Below are 11640 nucleotides of genomic sequence, written 5' to 3'. Positions count from 1 at the left end.
GTGCGCGCGCAGGTCCACCCTCAGCCCTGAGTCTCTTATGTCCCACACTGTCCTTCCCCGCCCGCAGGCCGCTGCCCGCTGTTTTGTGCTGAACCTGATTCCCGTTTTTCTGCTGCTGGTCACGCTGCTGATGGCGGTTCCGGCGCACGCGCAGGTTTTCAGCGAAGAAAACATCCAGCGTGCCTTGGGCGGCAACACGGGCCCGGCGGCGGCCTCGTCGTCGCGTGCCGGTGCGCAGATCACCACCGGGGCAGCGGATGCGGCGGGCGTCGCTGGTCCGGTCCAGTTGCGTTCCGGGTCGTCTGGCGTTCCTTCGACCGTGCGTCTGGGCAGTGCGCAGGATCCGGTCACGGCGGATCGCCTGCTGGCGCCCGCCCCTGTCTCCGAGTTCACGCGCTACGTGCGCGAACTCGTCAGGGCCAAAAACGACGGCATGGCCGATGCCAAGGGCCAGCGCCCGATCGCCCCGCTGGGGTCGGACCTGGTTCTGTCGGCGGATGACGCGGGTGTGGGCCCGGCGCAGGACAGCGCGGTGCCGCCCGATTACCGCATCAAGGTGGGCGATACGCTGGCGCTGACCATCTGGGGTTCGGTCGAGGCCGACCTGCGCCTGGAGGTGGATCGTGCCGGGCGCGTTTCGGTGCCGCGTGTGGGCACCATTGCGGTGGCGGGCGTGCCTTATGCCAAGCTGGCCAGCGTGATCCGCCAGCGCGTGGGCACGGTGTTCCGCAACTTTGATCTCAGCGTCACGCTGGGCAACATCCAGGGCATCCGGGTCTTCGTGACCGGTTACGCCGAGCGTCCCGGCAGTTATGTGGTCAGCGGGTTTTCGACCCTGTCGCAGGTGCTGTTTGCGGCGGGTGGGCCGTCGGCGTCCGGCAGCTTTCGCAACATCCAGCTCAAGCGGGGCAACCGCGTGGTGTCGCGCTTTGACCTGTACGACCTGCTCGCCCGGGGCGACCGCAGCGGGGATGTGAGCCTGCAGTCGAACGATGTGATTTTTGTCGGCTCGGTCGGCCCGCAGGTGGCGCTGATCGGCAGCGTCAACCGCCCTGCGATCCTTGAAATCCAGCCCGGTGAAACCGTGCGCGACGCCCTGCAGATGGCCGGCGGTTTTGCGCCGTCGGCCGACACCTCGCGCCTGACGCTGCAGCGCATCGCCGACCGCAACACCGGCCTCTACACCCCGCTGCGCATGCCGCAGGACGCCAGCCTGCGCCTCTCGCAGGGCGACGTGCTGCAGGCTTACAGCGCGGTGGAAGTCCGTCCGTCGCTGGACCGCCAGAACAAGCGCGTCCTGCTGGAAGGCGAGGTGCTGCGCCCCGGCCAGTACGTGCTGCCGGCCAATGCCACGCTGGCGGATGCCGTCCAGATGGCTGGCGGTCTCACGCCCGGTGCCTATCTTTACGGCACGCAGTTCGTGCGTGAATCGGTGCGCAAGGACCAGCAGCAGAGTTACGCGCAGGCGGTGCAGGATTTCGAGGTCGAAATGCGCCGCAACATCGTCACCCAGCGCGTGGACACCGGCGACCAGGCCACGGCCCAGACCGGCCAGATGCAGGCGCTGACGACCTTGGTCCAGCGGCTGCAGGAGGTCAAACCCAGCGGGCGTCTGGTGCTGCAGCTGCAGCCGGGCAGCGGGGATGTGGGCCAGCTGCCCGCCATGCTGGTCGAGGACGGTGACCGCCTTTACATCCCGGCGCGCCCCAGTTCGGTGGGCGTGTTTGGCAGCGTGATCAGCGCGGGCAATTTCCTGGCCGACCAGCCGCGTCCGCTGTCCTACTTCCTGGCGCAGGCCGGGGGCCCCACGCCGGGCGCCGACAGCAAGGGCGTGTTTGTGCTGCGTGCCAATGGCCAGGTGGTCAGTGCGCGGCAGGTGGCGACGGGCTTCTTTGGCGGCAACAGCTTTGGCAGCACGATGGTCAACCCGGGCGACACGATTTTCATGCCCGAAGAGGCCAACAAGACCTATTTCCTGCGCAATGCCAAGGACTGGACGCAGATCATCTCCCAGTTCGGACTGGGCGCCGCCGCCATCAAGGCGCTGGGCTTCTGACCGCCTGACATGAGCGACGCCGTCTTTCGCGGGTCGGACCGCTACATCGCCACCCCCGACCTGCTGCTGTCGGTCAACGCGGCGCTGCGCCTGCAAAAGCCGCTGCTGATCAAGGGCGAGCCCGGCACCGGCAAGACGCTGCTGGCCGAAGAGGTGGCGCGCGCACTGGATCGGCCGCTGTTTCAGTGGCACGTCAAATCGACCACGCGCGCGCAGCAGGGGCTGTGCGAGTACGACGCCGTCAGCCGCCTGCGCGACGGCCAGCTGGGCGAGGCGCGCGTGGCCGACATCGGTCACTACATCGTGCAGGGCGTGCTGTGGCAGGCCTTCGAGTGCGAGCAGCCCGCCGTGCTGCTGATCGATGAAATCGACAAAGCCGACATCGAGTTCCCCAACGACCTGCTGCGCGAACTCGACCGCATGAGCTTCTCGGTTTACGAGACGCGTCAGATCATCACCGCGCGCCACCGGCCGCTGGTCATCATCACCTCCAACAACGAAAAAGAGCTGCCGGACGCCTTCCTGCGCCGATGCTTTTTCCACTACATCCGCTTTCCGGACACCGACACGCTGCGCCGCATCGTCGCCGTCCACCACCCGGACGCGCAGCAGCGCCTGGTCGACGCCGCACTGCGCCAGTTCGACACGCTGCGCCAGATCGGTGGGCTCAAGAAAAAGCCCGGTACCTCGGAGCTGATCGACTGGCTGACGCTGCTGATGGCCGAATCCATCGCGCCCGAGCAGCTTGATGCGGCCGCAGGCGAGATGCCGCCCTACGTGGGCGCGCTGCTCAAGAACGAGCAGGACACCGGCCTGTTGCAGCGTCTGCTGCAGATGCAGCAGCAGCGCCGCTGAGCCATGACCACGCCCCGCGACCTGCGCCTGGCGGTGCTCAGTGACATCCACGGCAACCTGCCCGCCCTGCAGGCGGTGATGGACGATCTCTCCCGCCGCCAGGTGGATGGCGTGCTGACTGGCGTACTGACGCTGGGCGATCACCTCTCCGGCCCGCTGTGGCCGCTGGACACTGCCCGGCGGCTCATGGCCCAGACCGGCTGGCTGCAGATCGCGGGCAACCACGAGCGCCAGATCCTGCAGCCCGGTCCCTCGGGCCAGCGCGGAGCGTCCGACGCCTTCGCACACGCGGCGCTGGGCGAAGAGGAACTGGCGTGGCTGGCCGCGCTGCCCGCCACCGCGTTGTGGCGTGATCCAGCCGCTGATGCCGATGACACCAGCGGCGGCGTGCTGCTGTGCCACGGCACCCCCGATGACGACATCACCGGCCTGATGGAGACCCTGGACGACCGGCCTGGCCGCCACCCCCGCCTGGCCAGCGCGCAGGAGCTGGATGAGCGCCTGAGCGGCCCCTCCGGTCTGGCCCCCGATGTCGGCGTGGTGCTGTGCGGTCACACGCACACGCCCCGGGCCATGCGCTGGCGCGGCCGTCTGCTGCTCAATCCCGGCAGCGTGGGCCTGCCGGCCTACAGCGCGGGCGGTGCACAGCCGCACAAGGTAGAGACCGGCTCGCCTGACGCGCGCTATGCGCTGCTGGAGCGCCGCAGCGGCATCTGGTCGGCCCTGCTGATCGCCCTGCCCTACGACTACGCCGCCGCAGCCCGGCAGGCGCAGGCCAACGGCCGCCCCGAGTGGGCGCACGCGCTGGCCACCGGCTTCATGCCGTGAGCCGTTCCGAGAGCTGCCGCCGCGCCGCGCACACCCCATGCTGATCGCCTTTTTCCAGGTGCTGCGCCAGCACCGGCTGCCGGTCTCGCCGCGCGAGCTGCTGACGCTGATCGAGGCGCTGCTCGCGGGCGTTCTCGATGCGGATCAGGGCGGCCCAGGCCCCTCGCTGGACGCGTTTTACCACCTGGCGCGCGCCACGCTGATCAAGGACGAATCGCTCTACGACCGCTTTGATCTGGCCTTCGCGCAGTACGTGCGCGGCGGCGTGGCGGACGGTGTCGCGCACGCTGATCTGACGCGCGACATTCCGCTGGACTGGCTGGTGCAGCGCCTGCAGTCGCTGCTGTCTGACGAGCGCAAAAAGAACGCCCCGCTGATCCACTGGGACGATCTGCTCAAGACCCTGAACGAGCGCCTGAACGAGCAGAAAGGCCGCCACGAAGGCGGCAGCAAGTGGGTGGGCACGGGCGGCACATCGCCCTTCGGGCACGGCGGCCACAACCCGCAGGGTGTGCGCATCGGCGGCCCGGGGCGGCAGCGTCAGGCGGTCAAGGTGTGGGAGCAGCGCGAGTTCCGCGACTATGACAGCGACGCCGAACTGCACCCGCGCACCCTGCAGATGGCGCTGCGCCGCCTGCGCCGCTTCGCCCGCCAGGGCCAGGCCAGCGAGCTGGCGCTGGACGCCACGGTGCGCGCCACCGCCGCCAACGCGGGCTGGCTGGATCTCAAACTGGTGCCCGAGCGGCGCAACGCTGTCAAGGTGCTGCTGCTGATGGACGTCGGCGGCAGCATGGACGACCACGTCCAGGCCGTGCAGAACCTGTTCTCGGCGGCACGATCCGAGTTTCGGCAGCTGGAGTTTTTCTACTTCCACAACTGCGTTTACGAGCACGTCTGGCGCAGCCGCGCGGGCTCCAGCCAGCGGCTGTCCACGCAGGAGCTGCTGCACACTTACAACAGCGATTACCGCCTGATCCTGGTCGGCGACGCCACCATGAGCCCCTATGAAATCACCCATGTGGGGGGCAGTGTGGCGCACCACAATGCCGAACCGGGGGCGGTCTGGCTGGGCCGCCTGCTGCAGGCCTGGCCGCGCCATGTGTGGCTCAACCCGGAACCGCAGGGCGTCTGGACGTATCGACCCAGCATAGGTCTGATCCGCGAGCTGGTATCCCAGCGCATGTATCCTTTGAGTTTGCAGGGGCTGGAAGCCGCCATGGGGAGTCTGAGTCGATGAAGCACAAACGGCCATCACGTGTCTGGGCCCGGCGCATGGCGCTGGGTCTGCCTCTGGCCGTCGCGGCGCCCTGGCTGGCAGCGCAGGAGGCTGCACCTGCGGCCACGGCGGCCAATGCGGTGACGGCGGCGGCCGCTGCTCCCGCCTCGGCCCTTCCTGCCCCCGTGGACGATCCCGGTGCCACCAGCCCGTTCGACGATGTGCGTCTGAGCTACGACATCCAGCCAGACAACAGCGCCGCGCGCAAGCTGCTGGAATCGGGGCTGGATGTGCTGCGCGTCAAGGCGCTGTCCGACGGCGCGCCGCTGTCGCCCGACGAATGGCAGCGCCTGATCAGCGAAGTGCCCCAGCAGTCCGAGGCGCTGCTGCAGACGCTGGGCTATTTCAACGCCGACGTGCGCCTGGACCTGCAGCCGCTGGACGGCCGCATCCAGCCCATGACGCTGGTGGTGCAGTTGGGTCCGCAGGCCCGGGTGGGCAAGGTCAAGCTGATCCTGCAGGGCGATCTGCAGGACCGCGCCGACGCGGGCGACGCAGCCGCCCAGGCGCTGGCGCAGGATCTGCCCAAAGACTGGCCTCTGCCCAGTGGCACGCCCTTCACCAACGACGCCTGGAGCAGCGCCAAAAGCGCCGTGCTGACCCGCCTGCGTGCGCAAGGCTATGCGGGCGCGAGCTGGCTGGGCACCAGCGCCACGGTGCAGGCCAGCAAGGACACGGCCGATCTTTACCTGGTCGCCGACAGCGGCCCGCTGTATCGCCTGGGCGATCTCCAGGTCAGCGGCATCCAGCGTCAGGACGAGGATCTGGTGACGCGCCTCTCGGGCCTCAAGCCCGGCGACGCGCTGACTGAAGATCGCATGCTGTCCTATCAGGAGCGCCTGCAGCGCACCGGCGTGTTTGAAAGCTCGCTGGTCACATTTGATCCCAGCCTGGGCGAGGTGGCCGATCCGTCCCGAGTGCCGCTGCAGGTGCGCGTCAAGGAAAACGACATCAACCAGATCACGGTGTCGGCGGGCGTGGCCACCGAAACCGGCCCGCGTCTGCAGATCGAGCAGACGTCGCGCCGCCTCTTCGGGCGGGCGCTGACGGGCAGTTACAACCTGGTGCTGTCGCGGCCCCAGCTGCTGCTGCAGGCCGATGTCAGCACGCTGCCGGGCAGCACCTACTGGCGCAATGTGTTTGGGGGCTCGCTGGAGCGTCTGGACAGCAACGGCGTGATCACGCTCAACCAGGGGCTGCAGCTGTCGCGACGCCTGGAAACCCGCGATCACGACCGGTCCTATTTCCTGGCCTTCGACCGCACCAGCCTGCGCGACAGCGGCCTGCCCAGCGTGGGCACGCGCGCTGTCACCGTGAACGCCACCGGCGTGTGGCGCCGCCTGGACAACATCGCCCTGCCCACGCAGGGCTACGCCGTGTCGGCGGCGGTGGCAGGCGGGTGGGCGCAGACCGATGCGGGCGAGCGCTCGGGCCTGGTGCGCCTGCTGGGGCGTTACACCTGGTTTCGGCCGCTGCCCGCGCAAGTGCTGCTGACGGCGCGCGCCGAGCTGGGCACCATCTGGGCCAAGCCCATCCTGCTGCCGGACAGCATCGCCTTTCACGCGGGCGGCGACAACTCGGTGCGCGGCTATGGCTACCGCGGCCTGACGCCCGTGGGCGGGGGCTCGCACCTGTTCACCAGCAGCGTGGAGCTGTCGCGGCCCATCCTCGAATCCCTGCCCATCCTGCTGGGCGCCGTCTTTGTCGATGCCGGGCGCGCCGCCAACTCCTGGGGCGAACTCAGACCCGCTCTGGGCTATGGCGTGGGCGTGCGCGTGCGCAGCCCGATTGGCGCCTTGAGCATCGACGTGGCCAAAGGCAACGAATCCGCCAAACCGCGCCTGCACCTGAACGTGGGCATGACCTTCTGAGGCCCGCATGGCGAGCAGCACCCCTGATTCTTCCGATCCCCGCACCGACAACCCGTCGCCGTCCGCCCACGTCCCCGAAACCGTGCGGCGGGGCCGCTGGCGCTGGTGGCTGGGCGTGCCGCTGGGGCTGATCGCCGGGGTTTTGCTCGTCATCCTGGGCCTGACGGCGTGGGTGCTGGGCACCGAATCGGGCACGCGCCAGGCGCTGGACCGTCTGCCCGCGCTCTTGGACAAAGTGCCCGGCGCGCCCAAAGTGGCCATCACCGGCGTCAGCGGCGCACTGACCGACGCCAACTTCAGTGCCAGCGAGATCCGCGTCAGCACCGCTGGCGCCGATGTGCTGCTGGAAAAGCTCGCCTGGCGTGGCGCCCAGTGGAACTGGCGGCCGGCCCAAGGCGCGTGGCTGGGGCTGAATCTGCCCGCGCTGCAGGTGGATCGCGTGGTCGTCAAAACCCGCCCGGTGCCGCCGACCCCGGCGCAGCCCGCCCCGACCAGCCTGCGCCTGCCGGTGCAGCTCAAGCTCGATTCGGTGCGCGTGCGGGAAATCGCCGTGGACGACCTGCCGCCGGTGCGCGGTCTGGATTTCAGCCTGCAGACGGGCGATGTGCACCGCATCACGCTCAACCAGGTCGAGTGGGAGCGCGTGCGCGCTGCCGCCCAGCTCAGCGTGGGCGCTGACGCGCCGCTGCCGGTGTCGCTGTCCTTCAAGGCGGGGCCTGCGCAGGACAGTGGCGCCGCCGACGCCGTCCGCTACACCGGCGCGCTGGCCGATTTCGACTGGTCGGCGCAGGCCAGCCTGAACGGCCCGCTGACCGATCTGGCCGCGCAGGCTGGGCTGCAGGCGCAGCCGCGCACGGCGTCTCAGGCGCTGGATCAGGCGCCCTCGCTCAAGGTGCAGGGCCAGATTCAGCCGTGGGCGCTGTGGCCGGTCAGCGCGCTGGATGCGCGTCTGGCGGCGCTGGACCTGAGCCTCTTCAGCGCGCAGGCGCCGCGCACGCGGCTGGGCGGCAGCGTCACCGTGGGCAGCACGGGGCTGAAGGCGCCGATCGCGCTCAAGGCCGATCTGGACAATAGCCAGCCCGGCGCCTGGCCGGATCAGCGCCTGCCGGTGCGCTCCGTCCAGCTCGATGGGCAGGTTGTTCTGCCGCAGAAAGGCGAGGCGGCCAGCGCCCTGCAGGTGACGGTGAACAGCCTGGTCGCCCGCCTGGGACTGGCCAGCAGCGAGGCCGGGCGCATCAGCGCCAGCGGGCGCTGGGCCGATGCCCAGGCGCAGGCCACTGTGCAGCTTGAGGGCGTTCAGCCGCGTGTGTGGTCCCCAGCCGCGCCCGCCGGAGCGATTTCAGGCGATCTGAAAGCGCAGGCCGATCTGGACGCCGCGCAGTTCGCCACCGACCCGCTGCTGGCCCTGAGCCAGGCCGCTCTGGACAGTGATCTGCGTCTGACCGCGCCGGGCCAGGCGCCCGCACGGCTGCAGACGCAGGCGCGCTGGCAGGGTCGCACGCTCAATGCCACGCTGGGGCTGGACCAGCTTCAGCCCCGGGCGCTGGCGGCGCAGGCGCCGGCCGGATCGCTCAGTGGCACGGTCAAGCTGCAGGCGCTGGTGCCGGGCGGTGCCGATCTGGCCTGGCCGCAGCGCTGGTCCACGGCGCTGGCGCAGGTCGACCTGAAAGGCACGCTGGGCGTGGGCGCGGCCCGCGATCTGGCCCTGAAGCTGCAGGCGCAGGCGCGCAACGCCCCGAAAGTGGGCGAGGCCCAGACCGTGGCGCTGCAGAACCTGCAGCTCGCCTGGGGGCCCAAAGCGCGCCTGAGCGCGCAGGGCCAGCTGGGCTGGCTGCCGGGCACGGCGACACGACCGCACGGGCTGGCTTTGGGCCTGAAGGCGCAAAGCCGCGATCTCGATCCGCTGCTGCTGCTGGCCACGCTGCAGGGCCAGGCCGCGCCCGCGCAGGCCAGTGCGGTCAATGCCGACATCGATCTGAGCGGTCAGGGCTCCTTGCCCGCGCTCTGGCCCAGCGATGAAGCCGCCCGGCGCAAGGCGCTGGACGCCGCACTCTCGGCCTGGCAGGGTCAGGTTCAGGCCAGGCTGCTGCCCGGGCAGTGGCAGGGTCTGCCGTTTTCGGGCGACATCCAGGCCCGCCGCACGGCCGGGCGCTGGCAGCAGATGCAGGGCCAGGTCAACGCCGCCGGCAACAGCGCCCAGTGGGTGGTGGACACCGCGGCGCGGCCCGTGCGCGTCGCGCTGGTCGATGGCCTGAACCTGCCCGCACCGCTGCGCGATCTGCTGGGGCTGCCGCTGCGCGCGCAGATTCAGGCGCCCGACCTGTCGCGCGCCAATGCGCTGCTGCCCCCCGGCAGCGCCTTGCGCCTGGGCGGTCAGGTCCAGGGCGATCTGCGCTGGAACCCCGCCCAGCAGCGCCTGCAGGGCGATCTGAAAGCACAAAAGGTGCGCGCCACGCCCTGGAGCCTGGCCAGCGCGGATGCGGTGGTGGACCTCAGCCTCAACCCGCGCGAGCCCTTCACCGCCCGCGCCCGCGTGCAGGCGCTGACGCAGCAGCAGGGCGACAAAGCCGTCGATATCCTGCGCAGCGCCGCGCTGGACACCACGGGCACACTGGCCGATCACCGCCTGAACCTGTCGGTGCGCAGTGATACGCCGCTGCCGCCGCAGCTGCTGGACCTGATCGCGCGCCCGGTATCGACGCAGGCCGCTGTCAAACCGGTCCAGACCGGCAGCACCGCGTCCAGCCGTCAGGTGGTGCGCAGCGTGGCGGCGGCGGCTCTGCCGGTGCCGGCCAGTTCGGGCACGGGGCTGGATGTGCAGCTCTCGGGCCGCTGGGCCGCAGGCACGGCGTCCAGCTGGACCTGGGACAGCCAGATCCAGCAGTTGCGCGTGCTGGCCCTGCCACAGGACGACGTTAAACCCGGGCAGAAACCGGGTCAGACGCTGGTGGCTGCGCAGGTGGATCCGGTGCGCGTCCAGCTCGCCGGGCAGGGCACCGCGCCGCGCAAGGCCACGCTGACGCCGACCACGCTGCGCGCCATCGGCGTTGCGCTGGATCTGAAGGCTGCGAGCTGGGAAGCCGCCCCCGCAGGCGGCACGCCGCGCTGGGCCGTGGACGCCGCGCTGACCCCCATCGCCATCCAGCCTTGGGTGCAGCGCCTGTCGCCGGGCGTGCAGTGGACGGGCGATCTGCGCATGGGCGCGAAGATTCTGGCCAGCCAGGGGCCGCGCGGCATCCAGGTCGACGCCAGCCTGCGCCGCGACAGTGGCGACATTGGCGCCCCCGAAATCGGCCTGACCTCGCTGGGCCTGAGCGACTGGCAGATTGCGCTGCAGGCCAGCAACGGCGTCTGGACGCTCAAACACACCCAGCGCGCCACGCGCGTGGGCGCTATCGATGCCGATCTGGTCGTGCGCACGCCGCCGCAGGCCTTCCCGCAGCCGGATTCGCCGATGTCGGGCAACCTGGTGCTGGATATTTCCGATCTGCGCAGCTTCTCTGGCGCCCTGCCGCCGGGCTGGACGCTGGGCGGCCGTCTGGACACCCGCGCCCGCGTCAGCGGCACCGTGGGCGCGCCGCTGCTGCAGGGCGAGCTGAGCGGGCGCACGCTGTCGGTGCGCAACGTGCTGCAGGGCGTCAATCTGACCGATGGCGAGCTGGATCTGGCCATGAACAACACCACCGCCACGCTGCGCAGCCTGCGCCTGCGCGGCGGCCAGGGCGAGCTGACGGCCACTGGCACGGCGCAGCTTGGCGCCAGCCCGACGCTGTCGCTGAACGCCATGGCGCGCGAGTTCCAGGTGCTGGGCCGGGTGGACCGGCGCGTCTCGGTGTCGGGGCGCAGCACGGTCAACATCAGCGCCGAGCGCATCGCGGTGCAGGGTGATTTCCGCGCCGATGAGGGCCTGATCGACATCAGCGGCCTGGGCGGCGCGTCCGCACTGGACGACGATGTGCGCGTGGTTCGTGTGAACGATCCGCCGCCCACCGACGACAGCACCGCTGCGCGGCCTGCGGCGCGCAAGCTGGATCTGCAGGTCGGCGTCGATCTGGGCCAGAAGCTGCGCCTGCGCGGGCGCGGCATCAACACCCTGCTGCAGGGCCAGTTGCGCATCACCAACCCGAACGGCCGCCTGGCGGTCAACGGCGAGGTGCGCACCGAAGGCGGCACCTACAAGGCCTACGGACAGGATCTGCTGATCGACCGCGGTGTGATCAGTTTCGTCGGCCCGCCGGCCGCGCCGCGTCTGGACATTCTGGCGCTGCGCCGCAACATGGATCAGCCGGTGGGCGTGCGCATCACCGGCTCCAGCAGCAACCCGCGCGTGGCGCTGTACTCCGTCCCAGACCGCAGCGATGTGGACAAGCTCTCCCTGCTGATGCTGGGCCGCGAGCCCGACAACCTGGGCCAGGACGAGACGGCGCTGCTGCAGAAAGCTGCGCTGGCGATCCTGTCCGGCGAGGGCGGTTCGCCCACCGACAGCCTGCTCAAGCAGATCGGTCTGACCGATTTTGGCATCGGCCAGACCGACAGCAATGGCGTGCGCAGCACCGTGGTGACGCTGGGCAAGCAGATCGGGCAGAACCTGTACATCGGTTACGAGCGCGGTCTGAATGCCTCGGAAGGCTCGTGGCAGCTGCTCTACCGGCTGGGCAAAAACTTCCGGCTGCGCGCCCGGGCGGGCTCGGAGAACTCGGTGGACATCAGCCGGGGCTGGAGCTGGAATCCCGAGTGAGAGCGGGGTGTCGGTG

General features: G+C 70.2%; 6 protein-coding genes. All 6 read left to right on the top strand.

Going from position 1 to position 11640, the window contains the following annotated elements:
• The first annotated feature begins 37 nt into the window (after positions 1 to 37).
• From RV045_RS09470 to RV045_RS09445, 6 genes are read left to right on the top strand one after another with little or no spacing between them, the layout of a single operon-like run.
• Positions 38 to 2056 carry an SLBB domain-containing protein gene (locus RV045_RS09470; RefSeq protein ID WP_423235539.1) on the top strand — a complete coding sequence of 673 codons (2019 nt, stop codon included), beginning with the start codon at positions 38 to 40 and terminating at the stop codon, positions 2054 to 2056.
• A 9-nt stretch (positions 2057 to 2065) separates the two neighbouring features.
• Complete coding sequence (locus tag RV045_RS09465) at positions 2066 to 2911, top strand: AAA family ATPase (RefSeq protein ID WP_423235538.1); 846 nt, start codon at positions 2066 to 2068, stop codon at positions 2909 to 2911.
• Positions 2912 to 2914: 3 nt separating this feature from the next.
• Entirely contained in the window at positions 2915 to 3739 is an 825-nt protein-coding gene (locus RV045_RS09460; RefSeq protein ID WP_423235537.1) for a metallophosphoesterase family protein, read from the top strand.
• 37 nt (positions 3740 to 3776) lie between these two features.
• The gene (locus RV045_RS09455) at positions 3777 to 4976 is read left to right on the top strand and encodes a vWA domain-containing protein (protein WP_423235536.1); all 1200 of its coding nucleotides are present in this window, start codon (positions 3777 to 3779) and stop codon (positions 4974 to 4976) included.
• Positions 4973 to 6886 carry an autotransporter assembly complex protein TamA gene (locus RV045_RS09450; protein WP_423235535.1) on the top strand — a complete coding sequence of 638 codons (1914 nt, stop codon included), beginning with the start codon at positions 4973 to 4975 and terminating at the stop codon, positions 6884 to 6886. Before RV045_RS09455 ends, RV045_RS09450 begins: the two co-directional genes overlap by 4 nt.
• A 7-nt stretch (positions 6887 to 6893) precedes the next feature.
• Positions 6894 to 11624, top strand: a complete 4731-nt coding sequence (locus RV045_RS09445; RefSeq protein ID WP_423235534.1) for a translocation/assembly module TamB domain-containing protein — start codon at positions 6894 to 6896, stop codon at positions 11622 to 11624.
• Positions 11625 to 11640: the final 16 nt, after the last annotated feature.

Origin of the sequence: Amphibiibacter pelophylacis (assembly GCF_037688875.1) — a bacterium.
In the GTDB taxonomy this organism is placed as follows: Bacteria; Pseudomonadota; Gammaproteobacteria; order Burkholderiales; family Burkholderiaceae_C; genus Amphibiibacter; species Amphibiibacter pelophylacis.
The sequence above is the reverse complement of the archived record's forward strand: the minus strand, read 5'-3'. Positions and strand labels throughout refer to the sequence as shown.